Source organism: Rathayibacter sp. Leaf248, from assembly GCF_920939495.1.
GTDB lineage: Bacteria > Actinomycetota > Actinomycetes > Actinomycetales > Microbacteriaceae > Rathayibacter > Rathayibacter caricis.
In genome coordinates, this window is record NZ_CAKLAV010000001.1 from 1,932,520 (window position 1) to 1,953,708 (window position 21,189).

Here is a 21,189-nt window from a genome sequence, read left to right on the forward strand (position 1 = left end):
CTCCTGAGGTCACGACGGGCGGCACGGACAGCGGCCGCCGGGGATCCCCCCGACGGCCGCCGCCGTTCAGTGCGGTGCGCTCAGCAGGTGCGCGCAGTGTAGGTCGCCGGCGTCGCCGCGGTGACGGGCGAGCCGTTCACCGTGCCGGTCGCCGTGACCGTCACGGAGCCCGCGGCGATCGACGTCGCGCGCGTCGTGAACGCGTGCGTCACCGTCTTGCCCGGAGCGACGCCGGTGAAGGCCTTCGATCCGAACGGCGAGCCGATGGTCAGGCCCGTCGTGACGCTCGAGTCGTTCCGAGCGGTCACCGTCAGCACGACCTTGCCCGTGACGCAGCGCGACGACGTGGTCACCGTGGTCTTCAGCGCCGGAGCGGTCGCCTTCACGATCGCCAGGCGGTAGGTCGCCGTCGTCGTGTGGTCCTGGGCGGCGGAGGTGATCACGACGTTCGTGGTCCCCGTCGCGGCCAGGCGCACGGTGCGCAGCTCGGTGTCGTCGATCAGCACGCCGTCCACGCGGACCAGTCCGCTCGCGACGGCCGGGTCGAGGTCGAGCGAGACGCTCGTCGTCGAGGCGGGCACCGTGAGCGTGTAGTCGCGCACGCCGGTGGCCAGCGCCGGAGCGAGGGTCCCGACGTCCGACGTCATCCTCGCAAGCTCGGCGTTCGTGCCGAACGAGGTCGACTCGGTCGTGTAGACGCCGAAGACGCCGCCGACGTTGCTCGTCGTGTTGATGCCCTGGAAGCGCACGGTCACGACCGGCACCTTCTGGCCCTTCGCGTCGAGCACGTAGTTGCCGGCGAGGTCGCGCTTGTAGCCGTCCCGCGCAGCGATCCCGTCGAGGACCGCCTTCGGGATCTCGTCGTACTGGATGTACCAGTTCGTCGATCCGGCCGCACCCGAGACCACCTCGGTCTTGAGCTTCACGCCGTTGAGGAGGACGTCGAAGGTGCGTCCCGCGTCGCCGCCGTAGTAGCGGACGCCGAGGTAGTTCTTCGGCAGCGTCGGGTCGACGATCATGTCGTACTGGAACCACGCCTCGGGCGAGCGCTCGCCGTCACGGTAGCCCTCTCCCCGCCAGGTCCCGACGCTCGACCGGTTGTACTTGTAGTTCTTGTCGGCCTCGCTGTTGTTGTTGTCGAACGAGGTGAGCGAGTCGATCGTCGTCTCCTCGGTGCGCAGCTGCTGCTTCTCCTTGAGGATCAGCGCCTGCGCCTCCGGGGAGTCGGGGGCGATCAGCGTCAGGTACGTCGCGTACCGGGCGTCGTAGAGGCTGTAGTACGGCTCGAAGACGCGGGCCGCGGAGGCGGCGTCGACGTTCTTCATCCCGAACCGCATGGTCTCCAGGCCGTTGTTGTTCACCGCGTCGGGCAGGCGCACCAGGTTGTCCCGGATGCCGGCCTTCCAGGCGTTCGCGTCGGCGACGGTCACGCTGGAGTTGACGGACTTGTCGGCGACGCCCATCTGCACGAGCACGCCCGCGGGGTAGGACGCCTCGACGTTGTTCCGGTTGAGCTCGGTCGCGAGCAGCACGGGTCCGTACTTGAAGGCCGCGAAGTTCGCGTTCTCGGTCTCGGCCGAGACGGTGACCTTCGCCGGGAGCTTCCAGGTGAGGGTGTCACCGGCCGCGACGGGGACGACGACGTAGCCGCCCTCGGTGATCGACGCGATGCTGCGCGGCGCCCCGTTCACGGTGAGGGTCGGCGCTCCGTCGACCCAGGCGGGGATGCGGAGGCGGACGGTCGTCCCCTCTGCGACGGCGCCGCCGTCGAGTCCGGCGATCGAGTAGGTCGCGGTGTCGGTGTCGGGGATGTCGGCCGTCTGCGTGAGCTTCAGGTTCGACGCCTGCGAGCTGAGCACCGAGGAGCGGAACAGGTTCACGTAGACCGTGCGCTCGCCCTCGAAGTAGATCGAGTCGCCGAGCTTCGTGAAGCTCTCGATGCCCGATCCGTGGTCGCACCAGAACTCGTCCTGCTCCTTGCCGAAGACCTTGGCGTAGCCGGCGGTCTGGGGCTGGAAGTAGGTGACCATGCCGGTCTCGGGGTTCTGCGAGGCGAGGATGCCGTTGATGTACGCGTCCTCGTAGAAGTCGGCGTACTTGACGTCCTTCGTCACCTGGAACAGCGCCCGGGAGAGCTTCAGCATGTTGTAGATGTTGCAGCCCTCGGACGTCGAGTTCTCGCCGTATCCCGTGGTGCGACCGCTCGTGGCGTACTGGTAGAGCGTGCCGGGAGCGTGGAAGTGCTCGGACTCGCTGTTGCCGCCGTTGGCGTAGGTGTGCGTCTCGTCGACCATGCGGAAGAAGTTCTCGGCCGCTCGGCGGTACATGCCGAGGTCCGCCTTCTCGGCGTCGGTCAGCGTGGCGTACAGAGCCGGGTCGTCCGTGAACACCGTGTAGCGCTTGAGCGCGCCGATCAGCTTGGGGATCGTCGTGTTCGCGTGGAGTCCGTTGAGCACGTCCTCGTTGTTCGCGAGGCGCTCGAACAGGGCCCGCTCGTCGAAGTACTCGGCGGCGCGCTTGTGCTCGGACTTGCCGGTGATCTCGAAGAGCTTGTAGAGCGCCTCGTTCATTCCGCCGTACTCGGTGCGCAGGAGCAGCGTCGGGTCGGCCTGGCGGCCGCCCCAGTTGCGGATCCAGGTGCCGAAGCCGTCGGCGACCGTGAGGGCCTTGGCCGACACGTCGCGGGGGGCGTACTTCTGGGCGTCGAGGAGGCCCGCGAGCACCTTGTGCAGGTTGTAGAACGGCACGAGCAGTCCGTCGGCTCCCGAGGGGAGGTACGAGACGGGGAACGGCGAGACGTAGCCCGCGTCCGTCGGGTTCTTGAGCGCGTAGGCGTCCTGGACCCGCTTGAGACCGTCCACCGAGGCGGTCAGCTTGGCGAGCAGGGTCGCCTTCGTGGTCGGGTCCTCGGCGGTGGAGTAGGCCTGCGAGAGGGCCGAGACGTAGTGGCCGAAGAAGTGGCCCTGGAAGCGGACGTTGGTGTCGCGCTCCCATCCGCCGTACCCGCCGGCCGTCGTGGGCGCGAGGCCCGCCTCGCGGTAGAAGGAGTACAGGAAGCGCTCGGGGTCGAGGCTGAGCAGGTACTCGACGGTCTGCCTCTCGCCGTTCTCGAGGTACGGGTCCTCGACGTCGACGTCGGAGAGACCGGCCTCGAGCAGGTAGATCGAGCTCTCGAGACCCTCGGGGAGGACCTGGACCGTGAAGGTCTTCGTCACCGGCACGCTGCCACCGTAGCTCGCCGAGCCGGTGAGGGTCACGGAGGAGGGGGTGGAGCCGGTGGGCGGAGTGACGACCGCGTTGCCGCCGTCGATCGCGATCCGCGCGGGGTCGGAGGAGGTCCACGAGAACGTGGAGCCCTTGGCTCCGGTGGTCGGCACCGGGAAGTCGAGGACGGTGCTCGAGGGCAGAGCGACCGCGTCGAGGTCGCTCTTCGCGACCGCTGCGGCGTCGAAGGAGGGGTTCCCCGCCTTGGTGAGCGTCACGACGTCGGTCGTGGTCGCGACTCCGTTGTAGAGGACGTACTCGTCGAGCAGGCCGCGCAGGTGCGCGCCGTTGTACTGCGGGCCGTTGAAGCCGATGGTCTTGGTCGACGTGCCCTCGGAGCCGAGGACGCCGGACGCGGAGGTGGAGGGCGCGGTCTTGACCGCGCTGGGCTGCTTGACGCCGTTGCGGTAGAAGGCGACCTGCTTGGTGGCCTTGTCGTAGGTGGCGACGACGTGGGTCCAGGTGTTCGTCGGGAAGAAGGAGGCGCGCGGGGACTCGACGGCGACCTTGTAGGGCTGACCGGTCGAGGGGCCGATCGAGAGCGCGAGCGGAGTGCCGTCGCCCTCGGAGGTGAGGTACCAGCCGTCGGAGTTGTAGGCCGTCTTGTTCCAGGTGAAGACCTGCTCGCCGGTCATGGCGACGCTCGGGTTGTACCAGAACGAGACGGTGAGGTCGGCGGGCTGGAGCGCGGCCGAGGTGCCCAGGCTCACGGCGTTGGAGCCGTTGAAGGCGAAGGCCTGGCCCGAGAGGCCTGCGGCGTAGCCCGCGGTGCCCTTCTGCATGCCCGTGGGGGTGCTGCGGCCGCTGGTGTCGGTCAGGCTGCCGTCGAAGGGCAGTTCGAGCACCTTCTTCGCATCGAGCGAGGTGCTCGGAGCGGCGTTCGCGGGCGCGCCGACCGACAGGAGTCCTGCCGCGAGCGCCATCACCGCCGCGACTGCGATCGGGGTCCGTCGTCTGGTCGTCATTCGTGGTGCCTCTCGTCGTTGAGATCGTCGTCCGGGGCGTCGGGGGGGCGCCGCGGACGGGGATGTGCCGAATGTTACCGTTAACAATTACCTTTCGGTGAGGTTTCGGCGGGCGGGCTGAGCAGGCTCGAAGGGGGCGCGGCGGTGCGGGTGGATCTCGATGCGCCCGCTGCGCGGGCTACTCGATCAGCAGACCTTCGACGCCCACCCCCTGCTGGTCGAGTAGCCCCGCAGGGGCGTCTCGAGACCCGCCGCGGTCAGGCCCCGCGCTTCTCCAGAGCCGCCCGGAGGTACGGCGCCGTGCGGCTGCCCTCCACTCGGGCGACCTCCTCGGGCGTGCCCGTCGCGACGATCGTCCCGCCGGCCCGCCCGGCGCCCGGACCGAGGTCGATGACGTGGTCGGCGTCGGCGACGATCCGCATGTCGTGCTCGACGACGATCACCGTGTTGCCCGCGTCGACGAGGTGCTGCAGGTGCGTCAGCAGCCGGTCGGCGTCGGCCGGATGCAGTCCCGACGTGGGCTCGTCGAGCAGGTAGAGGGTGTCGCCCCGCTGGGCGCGCCGCAGCTCCGAGGCGAGCTTCACCCGCTGCGCCTCGCCGCCCGAGAGCTCGGGGGCGGGCTGACCGAGCGCGACGTACCCGAGGCCGACGTCCACCAGCGCATCGAGGTGCCGCGCCACCTCGGGCTCCGCCGAGAACACCTCGCGCGCCGCCGAGACGCTCAGCGCGAGCACGTCGGCGATCGAGCGCCCGTCGAGCGTCACCTCCAGCGTCTCCGAGTTGTACCGCGTCCCACCGCACTCCGAGCAGGGCGCCTCCACCGTCGGCAGGAACAGCAGCTCCACCTCCATGGTCCCCTCGCCCTTGCAGACCGGGCACCGTCCGCTGGGGAGGTTGAACGAGAAGCGGCTCGCGGAGTAGCGGCGGCGCTTCGCCTCCGGGGTCGCGGCGAAGAGCGCTCGCACGCGGTCGAACAGACCGGTGTAGGTGGCGACGTTGGAGCGCGAGGTGCGCCCGATGGGCGTCTGGCTCACCTGGACCACCCGGCGCAGACGCTCCACCGGTCCCCGCGCCCGGCCGAGCGTGACGTCCTCCGCGGGGCCGAGCAGCGGATCCGCTCCCCCGCGGTCGTCGTCGGGAGAGGTGTCCTCGGCGAGGTCGGCGTGCAGGCTCGCGCGCAGCAGATCCGGGAGCGCCTGGTTCACCAGCGTGGACTTTCCCGATCCGGACACCCCGGTGACCGCCGTCAGGGCACCCACCGGGAACGACACCGCGAGGTCGCGGAGGGTGTTGCGCGTCACTCCGCTCAGCTCGATGCTCTGCGACGAGCGGCGACGCTCTCTGAGCGGAGCGACGGAGTCGGCGGCCGGGAAGAGGTACCGCCGCGTCGCCGAGTCGGAGACGTGCCGCAGCCCGTCGAGCTCCCCCGAGTAGACGACGGAGCCGCCCCCGGTGCCCGCCGCGGGGCCGATGTCGACGATCCAGTCGGCCTCGCGCACGACGTCGAGGGAGTGCTCGACGAAGAAGACCGTGTTGCCTGTGGCGCGGAGCGTGCGGAGGATGCCGAGCAGCGCCTCCGTGTCGGCCGGATGGAGCCCCGCCGACGGCTCGTCGAGGACGAACACGACGCCGAACAGCCGCGAGAGCACCTGGGTGGCCAGCCGCATCCGCTGCAGCTCGCCGGAGGAGAGGGTCGGCGTCGACCGGTCGAGGGAGAGGTAGCCGAGGCCGAGGTCGACGATCGGAGCGAGGCGGGCGATCAGGTCGCCGACCAGGCGCTGCGCGGCCAGCCGCGTCTCGGGAGCGGGGGCGCCGGCACCGAGGGGGATCCAGTCGGGCTCGAGCACGCGCCGGAGGAGCACCTGGAGGTCTTCGAGCGGGAGCGCGGCGAGCTCGGTGATGTCGTGACCCTCGAAGGTGACGGCGAGCGCCTCCGGCTTCAGCTTGCGGCCGTGACAGGTGCCGCAGGCGACGCTGACCAGGAACGTCGCTGCGCGCTCGCGCATCCGGGCGCTCTTGGAGCCGGCGAAGGTGTCGAGGACGTAGCGCCGCACTCCGAGGAACGTGCTCATGTAGCGCGGCTCGAGCCCCGCCGCGACGGCCTTCCGCACCTCGGCCGGCGAGCGATCGGTGAAGATCGGGACCTGCGGCGACTCGTCGGTGTGCAGGATCCAGTCGCGCGCGTCGACGGGCAGCGTCCGCCACGGCACGTCGATGTCGTGCCCGAGCGAGATGAGGCTGTCGCGCAGCTGCTTGCCGTGCCAGGCGGTGGGCCACGCGGCGAGAGCGCCGTCACGGATGCTCATCGAGTCGTCGGGCACCATCAGCTCGTCCGGCACGTCGTAGACGCGGCCGATGCCGTGGCAGGTCGGGCACGCGCCCTGCACGGTGTTGGCCGAGAAGTCCTCGGCGAGGAGCATCGGCGCGCCCTCGGGGTAGGTGCCGACGCGCGAGAAGACCATGCGGACCACGCTCGAGAGGGTGGTCGCGCTGCCGAGGGTGGAGCGGGCCGAGCCGACGGAGCGGCGCTGCGGCAGGGCGACGGCCGGCGGGAGTCCCTCGATCGAGTCGACGTCGGGCACGCCGACCTGGTCGATCAACCGGCGGGCGTAGGGAGCGACCGACTCGAAGTAGCGGCGCTGCGCCTCCGCGTAGAGGGTGCCGAACGCGAGCGAGCTCTTGCCCGAGCCGGAGACGCCGGTGAACGCGACGAGCGCGTCGCGCGGGAGGTCGACGTCCACACTCTGCAGGTTGTTCTCGCGGGCGCCGCGCACGCGCACCCGGTCGAGGGAGGAGGGGGGCGTCGTTCCAGCGGCAGGCATCCGCTCAGCATCCCACCCCCCGATGGGCGCCCGCCGAGCGCGGGGGCGGGGTGCGGCGGATCCCGAGCCGGCCGTGCACCGGAAGCCCGGCGGACGGGGATCTCGATACGGCCGCTCCGCGGCCTACTCGATCAGCACGACGGCCCGAGGCCGGCCTGCAGCCGGAGTCCGTCGAGCAGCAGGTCGAGCCCGGAGCGGAACACGTCGAGGTCGTCGTGCGTGGCCATCTCGTCCGCAACCTGGTGCGCGAACGGGAACGCCTCGGGGTCGAGTGCGCGCCAGCGGTCGGCGAACTGCGCCAGGAACTCCAGTCGGCCGAGTCTGCTCTCGAGGAACTCCTTCGGCGGCGGCTGCGCGAGGTCGATCGCGACACCCACGACGTAGCTCACGATCGACGACGCCGCGTGGAAGCGCTGCCGGGGCGTCAGGTCCAGCCGCATCAGCTGCTGGCCGATCCGCTCGTGCATCGCCATCGAGTTGGGCTGCAGCCCGTTGTTGCGGAGCATGAACTGGCCGAACCACGGCCGACGGACGAACTCGTCGAAGAGCGCGAGGGCCAGGGCGCGCAGGTTCGCCACGGGATCGGGTCCGTGGGTGAGCGGCTCGCTGTCCTCGAGGACCCGGCCCATCACCTCCTCGGTCGCCAGGTCGAGCAGCTCGTCGCGGCTCGCCACGTACCAGTAGATGCTCGCCACTCCTCCGCCGAGCCGCGCCGCCAGCGCCCGGAAGGTCAGCGCCGGCTCCCCCGATTCGTCGAGGATCGCGATCGCCTCGGCGAGCACCGTGTCGAGCGAGTGCGACGCCCGCTGGCGCCCCCGCGCACGGGTGGGTGCCGCTTTGGTTCGCGCGGTCTTCTCGGTCGGATCTGCAGGCATGTGTTGCATCGTATCGAACATCGTTCTATGTTATCGAACGTCGTCCGATACTCGTACGGCGTTCGATCCGAGAGGTCCATCATGAGCACGCTCGTCGCCACGCCCACCACGCCCCCCGCGTACACCTCGCTGCGCGCCGCAGCGCTCCCCCTTGCGGCGCTCTGCCTGGCCTTCTTCGTCGAGATGGTCGACAACACGCTGCTCTCCATCGCCCTGCCCACGATCGGCCGATCGCTCGACAGCGGCACGGCCGGGCTGCAGTGGGTGACGGGCGCCTACTCCCTCACCTTCGGCGGCCTGCTGCTGATCGCCGGCTCGGCCGCCGACCGGTTCGGCCGCCGCCGAGTGCTGCTGAGCGGTCTCGCGGCCTTCGGCCTGATCAGCCTCGCCGTCGTCCTCGTCGCCGACATCGGCCAGCTCATCGCGCTGCGGGCGCTGCTCGGCGGCGCCGCTGCAGCCATGGCCCCGGTCACGATGTCGCTGATCTTCCGCCTCTTCGACGACGCGAGACTGCGCATGCGCTCGATCACGATCGTGATGATCGTCGGCATGTCCGGATTCGTCCTGGGCCCGATCCTGGGCGGCTCGGTCCTCAGCCACCTCAGCTGGCAGTGGCTCCTGATCGTCAACGCGCCGATCGCCCTCCTCGCCTGGATCGGCGTCCGCGTCGGCGTGCAGGCCGACCGGCGCGCGGATCTCACCTCCCAGCGGCTCGACCTCCCCGGCGCCGCCCTCACCGTCACGGCCATCGGACTCGGCTGCTACACCCTCACCAGCGGCGTGCAGGACGGCTGGCTCTCGCTCGCGACCCTCGCCTGCGCCCTCGGCACGGTCGCCGCGATCGTCGGCTTCGTCCTCCGGGAGCGGCGCGCAGCCTCGCCGATGATCGACCTCGCACTCCTGGGCACCGGACCGGTCCGAGGCGCGGCGCTCACGCAGCTCGCGGCCTCGATCGCCTTCGCCAGCGTCCTGTTCGGCCTGATCCTGCACTTCCAGTACGCGTACGGATGGAGCCCGATGCAGGCCGGCATCGCGAACCTGCCGATCATCGTCACCATGATCGCCGCGACGCCGATCGCCGAGCGGCTCGCGTCGCACCTCGGCCACCGCCTCGCCTGCCTCGTCGGCACGGCCCTGCTCGTCGGCTCGCTTCTGGGCATGGCCTGGGCGGTGGACCACGGCTACCTCGCGATCGCCGCGATGATGGTCCTCCTGACGATCGGCCTGCGGACGATCATGACCATCTGCGCGGTCGCCCTCATCGAGGCGATGGACGAGAACCGCACCTCCATCGGCGCCGCGCTCAACGACACCTCCCAGGAGGTCGGCACCAGCATCGGCACGGCCGTCGTCGGCACCCTCATCGCCGCGCTGGTCACGACGACGCTCCCGTCCGGCGCCTGGAGCTCCGACCTCGTCCAGACCTTCTTCGCCGGCGAGCGGATCGCGTACCTGGCCGTCGCCGTCCTCGTCGGCCTGATCGCGACGATCGGCTCGCTCTCCCTCACCGACTCGCGAGTCACGGAGGAGCCCGCGCCGTCCGAGACCCCCCGCACTGCTGAATGACCCCGGCGGACGGCACCGCGTCCCGATCGGCCGCTGACTTCCGCTGGTCGATTAGCCGCGCCGCGGCGTATCGAGACCCGCACCCACCAGAAGCCCGGCGGACGGGGATCTCGATACGGCCGCTCCGCGACCTACTCGATCAGCAGAAAGCGAGCGGACTGCTCGATCAGCAGGGTCTGCTTGCTGGTCGAGTAGCCGCGCAGCGGCGTATCGAGACCCGCACCCACCAGAAGCCCGGCAGACGCGGATCTCGATACGGCCGCTACGCGGCCTACTCGATCAGCAGAGGAGCAGCGCTCAGCAGCGGCGGGCCGCGTAGGGCGCCTCGAGCACCGTGGAGGCGCCTCCGACGGTCACGGTCGCGCTCAGCGACCCGGCCGCCACCGACACCGCGCGGGTGGTGAAGGCGTGGGTCGCGGCCGCTCCGGGCGCCGCGGTCAGCACGGGCGACGTGCCCCAGGCCGAGCGCAGCACGACACTCGCCGGCGAGGCGCCCGTGTTCCGCACCACTCCGGTCGCCACGACCTTGCCGCCGATGCAACGGGTCGACGCGGTGAGCGTCGCGGACACGGCGGGCGCCGTCACCACGACCGTCGCCGTGACGCGTACCGCCGTCGAGCTCGACAGCACCTTGCCCGTCGCGTTCCACGCCGTCGATCCGCCGGCACCCACCCACTGGTTCTCGTTCGCGCCGATCGTGCGCGCCACTCCGGTCACCGCGTAGCGGCCGGGAGTGGAGGCGCGGACCGCGGAGGTGTCCCAGGTGACGGGCTGCGACGCCGTGCCGCGCCCGTAGGCGAGCACCACGTCGGTCCGGGCGGGCAGCGCGGCGGTGACGGCCGCGGCACTCGCTCCGGAGGCGACGCTCACGTCGCCCAGGTCGGCGCGCACGGCCGACGCCGCGTCCGCCTTCCGCACCTCGTCGTACTGCCCCGCGGTCAGCGACACGATGCCGCCGTGCTTGGTCGACGGCGCCATCGAGAACCCGGGATCGGTCAGCTGCGTCCAGCCCGCGTCGAGGTCGGTGGTGACCATCGGGCGGTAGCCGGTCGAGGGGATCACGTCGACGTACAGGTACCAGCGGTCCTCGTCGTGGTCCTTGAAGACCGCGGGTCCTTCGACTCCGCCCGCGTTGCCGCCGGCCCAGACCGCTCCGATCCGGTCCTGGATCGGCGTCCACCGTGCCGTCGGCAGCCACCACTGGGCGGCGGTCGTCGACTCCATGTAGATGCCGCGTCCGGTGCCGTTGTCCTTCGAGATGCGGTAGGTGGTGCCGCCGTCCTGGATCAGCGTCGTGTCGATGACGTCGGCTCCGGTGTCGACGAAGGTGCCGCCGTAGGAGTAGGTCTCCTGCGTGAAATCGGTCGTCGAGCCCCAGAGGATCCGCGACGCTCCCGTGCCGGGCGTGTGCGCCGCGGTCGGGTAGACGGTCGAGGACCAGTAGAGGACGAACGAGCCGTTCCCCTGCCCGTCGAAGTCGTCGACCCAGGTCGCCTCGGGCGCCCACATCATGCCGGCCTCGAGGGCCCGCCGCCCGGCGTCGTCGAGCGACACGTCGAACTGGCGCAGGTCGCTCCACGACACGAGGTCGGTGGACTCCCAGACGTTCATCTTCACGCTGCCCTGGGTGGTCCAGTAGCACCAGGAGGTGCAGGAGCCGGTGCCGCTGTCGCCGCCGAAGACCCGGAGGTCGGTGGCGATGATGTAGTACTTCTCGGTCTCGGGATTGTAGGTGAGGTACGGGTCGCGGACGCCGGTCGTGCCGAGATCGGAGGCGAGGATCGGCTTGCCGCCGTTCAGCGGGTCCCACTTCTCGGGGTCGTCGCCGCGCGAGACGTCGAGGTAGATCTTCTCGGCGTAGCCCTGCGCGTCCTCGATGAAGTGGACCATGAGGTACCCGTAGGGGGTGTCGACGCCGACCTGCGGTTCGACGGTGACGGCGATCTGGCGGGTGGCGGCGACTCCGCGGATGCTCGCCGTGGCGGTCAGGGTGCTCGTGCGCGCCTGCTGGCCGGCCGCCGGGCGGTCGGCGCTCAGGGTGCGGCCGTCGGCGCCGATCCGCAGGGCGGGGTCGCTGGAACTCCAGGTCACCGCTCCCCCGTAGTCGGGGAGGTTCGTGGTCGAGTCGTCGACGGTCAGCGGAGCGACTCCGTCGAGCACCGCGGAGGCGAGCGGCGCGAAGGTGCTCGCGTGCAGCTGCGCGTCGGCGGTCGAGACCGAGGCGACCTCGGTGCCGGTGAGCGCCCGGTCGTAGACGCGGAACGTCGACACCTCGCCCTTGTAGAAGGGGTCGGGGTACGGCGCGCGGCCGATGGTGTTCAGCGACTGGTCCGTCACCGAGGACGGACGCAGCGCGGTCGGTGCCGAGGCCACGCGCACGCCGTCGACGAAGAACGAGATCGTGCCGGCCGCGCCGTCGATCACCGAGGTGAGGCTGTACCAGCGGTCGGCGGCGATGCCCGAGGCGCCGCGCGCGTTGTTCTCGGCCCCGCCTCCGTTCGTCGTGATCGCCGTGCGGACGCGGTCGCGGACCGACGCGAACCAGTACTGGCTCGTGCTGTCGCTGCCGATGTTCCAGAGGAAGTGGAAGGTCGAGAGCATCGACGCGTCGGCGCGGGTCTCGACCGTCACGGTGGCCGACGAGCGGCCGGTCAGCAGGTCGTCGGGAAGCTCGACCCACGGCGCGGCGCTCGTCTTGGCGCCGCCGGGGAGACGGAGCGACGTGCCGGTCCACAGGGAGTCGGTCCCGTTCACGACGCGCGCGGGCCCCACGGCCGAGGCCGCCGTGTTGGGCACGCTCGCGCCCGTCGCCTGGGTGAAGCGGTACTCCGCGAGGAGTCCCGACTGCGGGATCTGCGCGGGCTCCGCGGCGGCGACCGGAGGGGCGACGAGGCCCGAGAGCAGCACCGCCCCCAGCCCGAGTGTCGCGAGTGCGGCGCGCAGCGGTGCGCGCCTGGTGCTGGTGGTCATGGTGTGCTCCTTCGCACGAGGGGGTGTCGGGGTGGATCTCGAGACGGCCGCCGCGCGGCCCCTTGCTGGTCGAGTAGCCGCGGAGCGGCGTATCGAGACCCGCGACTCCAGAGGACGCGGATCTCGATACGGCCGCCGAGCGGCCTACTCGATCAGCAAGAAGAAGGCACGCGCCGCCATCGATCAGCAGAGGGAAGGCCTCCGGCCGCCACCCTTGCTGGTCGAGTAGCCGCGCAGCGGCGTATCGAGACCCACGACTCCAGAAGACGCGGATCTCGATACGGCCGCTGCGCGGCCTACTCGATCAGCAGAGCGGAGGCCGCGCAGCGGCCTACTCGATCAGCGAGGGTGCGGGCCTAGCCGCAGGTCAGCGCCGCGTACGCGGACTGCACTGCGGCCTTGCGCCCGGCGTCGTCGATCCCGGCCGCGGTGACCGTCGTCGATCCGGCCGGCAGGGCCACCTGGCGCGTCGTGAAGCTCGCCGTCGCGGTCTTCCCGCCGCCCAGCGCCGGGAAGGTCTTCGTCCCGGACACCGAGGCGACCGTCACATCCGCCGGCAGGTCGTCGGTGTTGCGGACCGTGGTGGTCAGCACCGCCTTGCCCGAGATGCACCGTGCGGTGGTGGTCGCGGTGACCGTGAGCGGCGTCGTCGACTCCGGGGCACCGACCGACACGCGGTAGCGCTGGCAGTCGTTGTTCAGCACGTCCCACTGGCCGATCAGCGTCCCGTCGAGGGCCGAGCAGTTGAACAGGTCGAGCGCCTTGCCGCTGTGCACGGCGCGCAGCTCGACGGTGCCGTCGTTCGCTGGACGGAGGCGCCAGGCGCTCCCGGTGACGCCGCACGCGCCCTGCGTGACGGTCGCGCCGTTCGCGGTGGAGCCTCCGGTGACCGCGAGGCACTTGCCCGCTGCCGTCACCGGGTGCATCTCGACGTCGCCCGCGCCGGTCGGCGTGAACGTGACGCGCTGGCAGGCGGCGCCGGTCCACTCCCGCTGCTGCAGGGCCGTGCCGTCGGCGGTCGAGCAGCCGGGCAGGTCGAACGTCTTGCCGGTGGCGAACGAGCTCACGGCGACCGCTCCGGAGGGTCGGAGCGACCACTCCTGCGCAGCCGCACCCGATGCCGTCGCCTGCCGCACCGCGGTGCCCGACGCCTCGAGCAGTCGGCCGCTCGTGCGCGAGGTCAGCGTCGAGTACCCGCCGGTCCCCGGGTTCACGCTCCACTGCTGGCAGCCGGTCGCGAGCCACGAGGACTGCTGGATCCCCGCGCCCGAGGCCGTCGAGCAGCCGACCGGCCCGAGGGACTTGCCGCTGCTGGCGTTCACGATGCGGACGAAGCCGTCACCCGTGCTGTCGAGCTTCCAGTTCGCCCGGGGGGTCGAGCAGGAGCCCTGCACGACGGCGGCGCCGTCGCCGCTCGCGGTCGGCGAGACGGTGGCGCACTGGCCCGTGCTGCGGTTGACGAGCTGCCACGGAGCGCCTTCGACGCGGGCCGTGATCGGCGCGTTCTCGCCGCTGGGGACGGGGATCTGCGCGCTCGTGCCGAGCGGGGTCCCGAAGTCGGGCTCGCCCTCGGCGGTCCAGTCGACGATGTGCGCACGCGCCGAGCGCTCGCGCGAGCAGCCGCCGTCGGGGCGGGCGTTCGCGTGGTAGAGGTTCCACGTCTCGGTGCCGTCGGGCGAGTCGAAGAAGTCGTTGTGCCCGGTGCCGAACTCGCCGTTCGCCTTCGAGAAGACCGGTCCGTCGCTCTTGGTCCAGGAGGAGGCGAGCACCGGGTCGCCGGTGCCGTCGTACTCGAGGGTGGCGAGCTGGTAGTCCTCGGTGCCGCAGAAGCTCGCCGAGTAGACGATCCAGGTGCGGCCGTCCTTCTGCAGCGGGACAGGGCCCTCGTTCACAGGGGCGCCGATCGTCTCCCACGGCTCGACCGGCTGCGAGAGCACGTTCAGCGGTCCGGTGGCGGTCCAGGGGTCCGACATCCGGGCGATGTAGTTGTTCTGCAGGCGGTTCGGCCCGGGCGAGAACGCCGACCAGGTGACGAAGAGCTCGCCGTTCAGCTCGAGGTACGCGCCGTCGATGTTCCAGTCGTCGGTCGGGATCGGGCGGCCCTTGTAGGTGTAGGGGCCCATCGGGTCATCGCCCGCGCTCTCGATGACCTGCAGGTGCTGGCGGTCGAAGTTGCCGGCGGTGCCCATCGTGTACATCAGGTACCAGCGGGGCCCGTTCGGCCCGTTCAGGCGCTGCAGCTCCGGAGCCCACATGTTGGCGTTCCGGCCGGGGTTGGTGTCGGTGTACACGGTCACCGGAGTCGTCGTGCCCAGCGCCGCGAGGGTCGGGGCCTTCCGCATCACGACGCGGTTGTCCCAGGTCGTGGCGACCATGTAGTAGTTGCCGTCGTGGAACTCGATCGTCGGGTCGGCGGTGTCCGGGTCGATCGGGTTGGTGAAGGTCGGCTCCCCGAGCGCCGCGGCCGGAGCGGCGGCGAGCATCGGGAGGGCGACGAGGCTCGCGAGGAGGATCAGGAGCCCGGCCGTGAGGCGGCGGCGCACGGACGTCAGCACGTCGTCACCACCCGGGGACAGATGCTCGTGGGGCAGGGGGCTGCTGTCATGGGTGACTCCATCGTCGAGGGTGCGTCGCGGGGACGCGGTGCGCTGCGGACAGCCGGGAGGCCTTGGTGCGGAGGGGCGCCTGGTCGTCCTCGACCTGCTCGCCCCCGCGGCCCTCCGGCCTTGTTCACGGTAACATCGCGCCTCGCGAGCGGTCAATCCGTCCGTCCGCGGCCCGCGACCCCGGCCGGGCGCGGCGCTCCTCCGTCAGCCCGCGTTCGGCAGCAGCACCTCGACGCGGCCGTCGGACACCCGGGTCTCGAACCTCGGCTGCGGCGACGTGGCCGGGCCGCGGAGGACCTCGCCCGAGTCGAGCGAGAACACGCTCCCGTGCCACGGGCACGCGACGCACGCCTCGCCGGACCGGTCGCCGACGGCACCCTCGTCGAGGGGTCCGGAGAGGTGGCTGCAGACGTTCGACAGCACGCTCACCCGGTCGCCGCGGCGGAAGGCGAGCAACGGCACACCGCCGACCTCCTTCACGACGGTCTCGCGCTCGGGCAGCTCGTCCAGCGGCCCGAGGTCCTGCCAGCCCGAGGGGAAGCGGTGCGGCACGTCCTCGGCGTGGTTCGCACCCGCCGCCTGCCGGTAGCTGAGGTGGCCGCCGAGGTAGCCGCCGCCCGAGACGACGGCGAGCCCGAGCATGCCGAGGACCTTGCCGCTCGTCCGGCGCCCCCGCGCCCGCTGCACGAAGGAGGCGGCGTAGAGCGCCGTTGCGACCACGTTGGCGGAGGCGTGCACGAGGCCGACCCGTGTCTGCTGCTCGTGCAGCTCGGACCAGTCCGTCCATCCGGCCGCCGCTGTCGGCAGCACGCTGACGACACCGAGGCCGACGAGGGTGCGCGCCGCGCGGTCGTTGCCGGGCAGCAGGTCCAGGACCGCGGCCGACACCCACGCGCCGGTCGGCACGAGCACGAGCAGCGGATGCACGGGATGCCCCACCGGGACGCCGTGCAGCACGTCGCGCACGGGCTGGGGGCGGATCACGGAGTTCACGACCGCGCGGGCCCGCTCGACGAGCGGATCCAGAGCGGCGGCGTTCTCGAGGCGGCTGACGAGTCTCACGAACTTCATTTCGCGCATGCTCCAGGACACCGCGGGAGAACCGGGCGCACCAGGGGGTTGTGGCGGAGCGGCCGGAGCCATGGCGGGATCAGCGCGGACGAGGCAGCAGCTGCACGGCGCCGAGGGTCGCCGCGATCGCGGCCCACCGCACCCGCGTCCACCGCCCCCTCCACCGCAGAGTCCCGCGCCTGACGGCGCACTCGGCGTGCTTACAGCGTTCCCAGCGCGATCCGCGGCAGCAGGCGCTGGATCGCTGTCGCGGCGGCTCCTCTCGCCCATTCGACGAGCCCTCCGTCATCGACGATCAGCGTCAGCGGATCCGCGTCGGGGTCGCGGGTGCCCGCGATCACCGCGTCCACCACCTGGGGCTGCTCCGTGTAGAGGGCGACCCCCTCGCCGGCGAGGATGACGGTGTCCGCCATCGACAGATTCGCGATGGCGGCGATCATCGTCCCCAGCGCGCGCGCGGAGTCGTCGAGGATCCTCGCCGCTCCCGCATGGCCGTCGCGAGCGGCCGCGAACCCTTCGGCGAGGGACAGCTCCCGCCCCGTTGCGATGAAGAGCTGCCGGGTGAGCGAGGGCAGGCTGAGCATGGCGGTCGAGCAGCCGCGATGGCCCGCCTCGCAGACCGGCCCGCCCGGGTCGAGCGGGTAGTGCCCGCCGAGCCCCAGACCCGCGGACGGCGGTGCGACGACGCGGTCGTGCACGACCAGACCGTAGCCCACACCCGCACCGACGGTGAGGACGGCGAAATGGGGGATGCCGCGTCCCCTGCCGAACCAGTGCTCGGCGCCGGTCAGCGCGACGACGTCGTTCTCGAGGGCGACCGGGAGGCCGAGTGCGGAGGAGAGCGGGCCGGCGAGGTCGACGTCGCGCCACTCCAGGAACGGCGCGCGGCTGACCCTGCCGTCGGCGCCGATGCTGCCACCCAAGGACACGCCCAGACCTGCGAAGACGGTGGCTCCACCGAGCTCGTCGACGACACCTGTGATCGCCGCGATCACCTCCTCGGGACGCCTGCCGGGTAGAGCGCGCACCAACTCGACCTCGGTCCGGGCGCGCAGATCGGTCCGGACAGCGAGGATCTCGCTGCCGGTGACCTTGACGCCGACGAAGCTCAGGGCGTCGGCCCTGATGTCGAGCGGTCGGGCGGGTCGGCCGACGCCCGCGGTCAGTTCAGGGCCCTCGACGAAGAGGCCGCCGTCGATGAAGGGACGAGCGAGACGGGTGAGGCTGGCGGGTGAGAGCCCGAGACGGCGCCCCAGGTCGGAGCGGGCGATGGGGCCGTGGATGAGGACTTCGCGCGCCAGCAGCTCGGCCGAGCTGCCGGAACCGTCATCGGACCCGATGGTGTCGGTCACGGCACCCCTTCTTTTCGTTTCAACAGGAATGTAGCGGCTCGCGGGCGGTCCGGCACAGAAAGAGCACCGCTCGGATCGCCTTGACACCCCTATTACTTCTGCTATAGAAAGAACGCATGCACCGCAGCATCGCGTCCACGAACGAGTCCCTCGCCCGGATCGGCCTCGAATCCCGCCTGTTCCACCTGGAGAGCGGCGGCACGAGCGTCGTGGTCGACGCCCGGCTCGAGACTTTCCCGACGATCGTCCACTGGGGTGCCGCGCTCGGGAATCTTTCCTCCACTGAACTAACGTCTCTCGCCGACGCCGCTCTTCCGCAGCGCGTGTCCGGCGGACTCGACGCCTTCGCTCCCCTGGGACTCGTCGCCGTCGAAGCCGACGGCTGGCAGCACGCGCCGACGTTCGAGGGCACGCACGACCGCAGCACGGCGTCGGAGCGTTTCGACGTCGTGAGCATCGAGTCGATCGGCTCCTCCTTGCGCATCAGCGCGATCGGAGCAGGCGTGCGCGTGACGATCGACCTGGAAGTCGACACCGCCGGTCTGCTCACCCAGAGGGCCCGGGTCGAGAACCTCGACGCCCGACCCTTCCGCCTCGAGCGACTGGAGCTCGGCTTCCCCCTTCCCGCCACCGCGCGGGAGATCCTGGACACCACCGGTCACCATCTGCGGGAACGCCACCCGCAGCGCCACGAACTGACGATCGGTGAGCACGTCCGTACGACGCGGCGCGGACGCCCCGGAGCGGATGCGACCCTCCTGCTCGCCGTCGGCACTCCCGGCTTCGGATGGGAGCGCGGTCTCGTGCACGGCGTCCACTTCGGCTGGAGCGGGAACTCCGCCGTCCGCGCCGAGCGCACGGTCGAGGGCGTCTCGTTCCTCGCTGCCGGGGAGCTGCTGCGCCCGGCCGAGGTCGAGCTGGCGCAGGGCGAGAGCTACGAGACCCCCGTCGCCTACGGCTCCTGGGGTGACGGCCTCACCGCGCTGCAGTCCCGGTTCCACGCATCGGTCCGTGCGCGACCGCAGCACCCCTCGACTCCGCGACCGGTCACACTCAACACCTGGGAGGCGGTCTACTTCGACCACGACCTCGGGCGTCTCACCACCCTCGCCGCGCGCGCCGCACGGATCGGCGTCGAGCGGTTCGTCCTCGACGACGGCTGGTTCCTCGGTCGGCGCGACGACACCGCCGGCCTCGGCGACTGGACCGTCGATCCCGACGTCTGGCCCCAGGGTCTCTCGCCGATCATCGACGCCGTCACCGGGCTCGGGATGCAGTTCGGCCTCTGGGTCGAGCCGGAGATGATCAGCCCCGACTCCGAACTGGCGCGCGCGCACCCGGAGTGGATCCTCGGACCAGCCGGGCATCTGCCGCCCTCGGGACGGCAGCAGCAGGTCCTCGATCTCTCGCAGCCGGGCGCGTTCGACCACATGCTCGGCGCTCTCGACGCGCTGCTGGCCGAATACCCGATCGCCTACCTCAAGTGGGATCATAACCGCGACCTGATCGAGGCGGTGTCCCCGGCCACGGGGCGAGCGGCCGTGCGCGAGAACGTGCTCGCGCTCTACCGGCTGCTCGACGAGCTGCGTGCACGGCACCCAGGAGTCGAGATCGAGTCCTGCGCCTCCGGAGGCGCCCGTGTCGACCTCGGGATCCTCGCTCGCACCGACCGGATCTGGACCAGCGACTGCATCGACCCACTCGAGCGGCAGACCATCCAGCCCTACACGCAGCTCGTCGTTCCACCTGAGCTGATGGGACAGCACATCGGCGGCCCCCGGTCGCACTCGACCGGCCGCACCCAGTCGCTCGCGTTCCGTGCGGGCACTGCACTGCCCGGGCACCTCGGCATCGAGTGGGACGTCTCGGATCTCGACCCCGCCGTCGAGGACGAACTGGCAGCCTGGGTCGCCTTCCACCGCGAGCACCGCGTACTGCTGCACACCGGCACCGCCGTGCGCGCCGACCTCGCGGATGATGCGGCCGCGCTCTCGGGCGTGGTCGCCGCCGACCACTCGGCCGCCCTGTTCACCTTCGCCCAGCTGCGCACCGGCGAGAGCTACCCGCCGGGACGCATGACCCTCCCCGGACTCGACCCGGACGCCGCCTACTCCGTGCGGCTGGCGCCGGTCACCTCGCCCCTCGGCGGTCCCGGGCAGTCGCCGCTCCCCTGGACCGAACGCGAGACCGTCCTCAGCGGACGAGTGCTGGCGACCGTCGGCCTGCAGGCGCCCGTCCTCGCTCCCGAGCAGCTCGTCGTCCTCATCCTCACGGCGATCTGATCGGCCTTCCTCGTTCACTCCACCGGCGGACCGTTCGCCGATCCCCGCGCCGGCATCACCTCGTGAGCCAGCGCGCTCGATCTCATCCCCCCGCGCAAGGAGGCGCTGCATGACCCCCCGACACGATCCCCCCGGGTTCTCCCGGAGGCTCTTCCTCTCCGTCCCCCTCGCCGCGGCGTCCGCTGCGGCCCTCGCCTCCTGCGCCTCCCCCGGGGCTGCGGACGGCGTGACCACCCTCGACTTCTTCCAGTTCAAGGCCGAGGCGGTCGAGGACTTCGCGCGCATCATCCGCGACTTCGAGGCGGCGAACCCCGACATCCGCGTGATCGCCAACAACGTGCCCGACCCGGACACGGCGATCCGAACGCTCCTGGTCAAGGACAAGGTCCCCGACGTGCTGACCCTGAACGGCAGCGGCTACTACGCGGACCTCGCGAAAGCCGGCGTCTTCCACGACTTCACGGGCGACGAGCTCGTCGACCGGGTGAATCCCGCGGCGCTCGAGATCCTCGCCGACCTCGGCAGCTTCGAGGGCGACGAGATCAACGCCCTCGCGTTCGCGAACAACGCCGACGGCATCCTCTACAACCGCACGATCTTCGCCGAGAACGGCCTCGAGGTGCCGACGACCTGGAGCGAGCTGATCGCGGTCTGCGACGCCCTGGTCGCCGCGGGCGTCACTCCGTTCTACGGCGCCCTGCTCGACAACTGGACCGGCGCCCCCGCCTTCAACGCCATCGGCGGGCAGCTCCAGCCCGAGGGCTTCTTCGAGGCGCTGCGGCAGGAGGGGGCGGACCTCGGCCCCGACTCTCCGGTCTCGTTCTCGAAGGACTACGCGACCACGATGGAGCGACTCGGCACGCTCTTCTCCTACACCCAGGAGGGCGCGTTCGGCCGCGGCTACGACGACGGCAATCAGGCCTTCGCCGCCGGCGAGGCCGCGATGTACGCGCAGGGCATCTGGGCGATCAACCCGGTCCGCACGAACAACCCCGACATCGACCTCGGCGTCTTCCCCTACCCGGTGCTCGACGATCCCGCCGAGACCCGCGTCACCTCCGGGGTCGACGTCGCGATCGCGATCGGACGCGGCACCCCGAAGCTCGAGGCGGCCCGCCGCTTCGTCGACTTCCTGCTCACCCCCGGTGTCGTCGAGCCGTACGTCGCCAGCCAGGCCGCGTACTCGCCGCTCGTCGACGCCGCGCCCAACGCCGACCCGACCCTCGCCGAGCTGCAGCCGTACTTCGCCGAGGGGCGCCTGATCGGCTTCGTCGACCACCAGATCCCCGCGAGCATCCCGCTCAACCCCACCCTCCAGGCGTTCCTCGCCGACGGGGACGCCGATGCGGCGCTCCGGACCCTCGACAGTGAGTGGCGCAAAGTCGCGGCACGCACGACCAGGAAGTGACCCGGCCC

10 protein-coding genes are annotated in these 21,189 nt (G+C 71.3%); 3 read left to right on the forward strand and 7 right to left on the reverse strand.

Annotated features, from left to right (window positions below; genetic code table 11):
• Window positions 1–80: 80 nt before the first annotated feature.
• From LRG51_RS09465 to LRG51_RS09475, 3 genes are all read right to left on the reverse strand, one after another.
• On the reverse strand, window positions 81–4,229 hold the full coding sequence (locus LRG51_RS09465) for a beta-L-arabinofuranosidase domain-containing protein (protein WP_230672426.1): 4,149 nt from the start codon (window positions 4,227–4,229) through the stop codon (window positions 81–83).
• 257 nt (window positions 4,230–4,486) lie between these two features.
• A complete protein-coding gene (locus LRG51_RS09470) occupies window positions 4,487–7,051 on the reverse strand; it encodes an excinuclease ABC subunit UvrA (RefSeq protein ID WP_230672428.1) in 2,565 nt (854 codons plus the stop codon).
• A 131-nt stretch (window positions 7,052–7,182) separates the two neighbouring features.
• A complete protein-coding gene (locus tag LRG51_RS09475) occupies window positions 7,183–7,926 on the reverse strand; it encodes a TetR/AcrR family transcriptional regulator (RefSeq protein WP_055785721.1) in 744 nt (247 codons plus the stop codon).
• An 81-nt stretch (window positions 7,927–8,007) separates the two neighbouring features.
• On the opposite strand from LRG51_RS09475, the gene LRG51_RS09480 reads away from it, so the two are divergent.
• A complete protein-coding gene (locus LRG51_RS09480; protein ID WP_230672431.1) occupies window positions 8,008–9,492 on the forward strand; it encodes an MFS transporter in 1,485 nt (494 codons plus the stop codon).
• Between the two features lie 297 nt (window positions 9,493–9,789).
• Here the strand turns inward: LRG51_RS09480 and LRG51_RS09485 are convergent, their stop codons facing one another.
• The 4 genes from LRG51_RS09485 to LRG51_RS09500 form a co-directional block, all read right to left on the reverse strand.
• Window positions 9,790–12,462: a LamG-like jellyroll fold domain-containing protein gene (locus LRG51_RS09485; RefSeq protein WP_230672433.1), complete on the reverse strand. Its 2,673-nt coding sequence runs from the start codon at window positions 12,460–12,462 to the stop codon at window positions 9,790–9,792.
• 356 nt (window positions 12,463–12,818) lie between these two features.
• A complete protein-coding gene (locus LRG51_RS09490) occupies window positions 12,819–15,017 on the reverse strand; it encodes an RICIN domain-containing protein (RefSeq protein WP_230672435.1) in 2,199 nt (732 codons plus the stop codon).
• A 255-nt stretch (window positions 15,018–15,272) separates the two neighbouring features.
• A complete protein-coding gene (locus LRG51_RS09495) occupies window positions 15,273–16,148 on the reverse strand; it encodes a Rieske 2Fe-2S domain-containing protein (RefSeq protein ID WP_230672437.1) in 876 nt (291 codons plus the stop codon).
• Window positions 16,149–16,339: 191 nt separating this feature from the next.
• A complete protein-coding gene (locus tag LRG51_RS09500) occupies window positions 16,340–17,491 on the reverse strand; it encodes an ROK family protein (protein WP_230672439.1) in 1,152 nt (383 codons plus the stop codon).
• 116 nt (window positions 17,492–17,607) lie between these two features.
• Between LRG51_RS09500 and LRG51_RS09505 the strand changes: the two genes are divergently transcribed.
• Both LRG51_RS09505 and LRG51_RS09510 read left to right on the forward strand, forming a co-directional pair.
• Entirely contained in the window at window positions 17,608–19,773 is a 2,166-nt protein-coding gene (locus LRG51_RS09505; protein WP_230672441.1) for an alpha-galactosidase, read from the forward strand.
• Between the two features lie 109 nt (window positions 19,774–19,882).
• Window positions 19,883–21,181: an ABC transporter substrate-binding protein gene (locus tag LRG51_RS09510; protein WP_055785707.1), complete on the forward strand. Its 1,299-nt coding sequence runs from the start codon at window positions 19,883–19,885 to the stop codon at window positions 21,179–21,181.
• The last annotated feature ends 8 nt before the right edge of the window (window positions 21,182–21,189 follow it).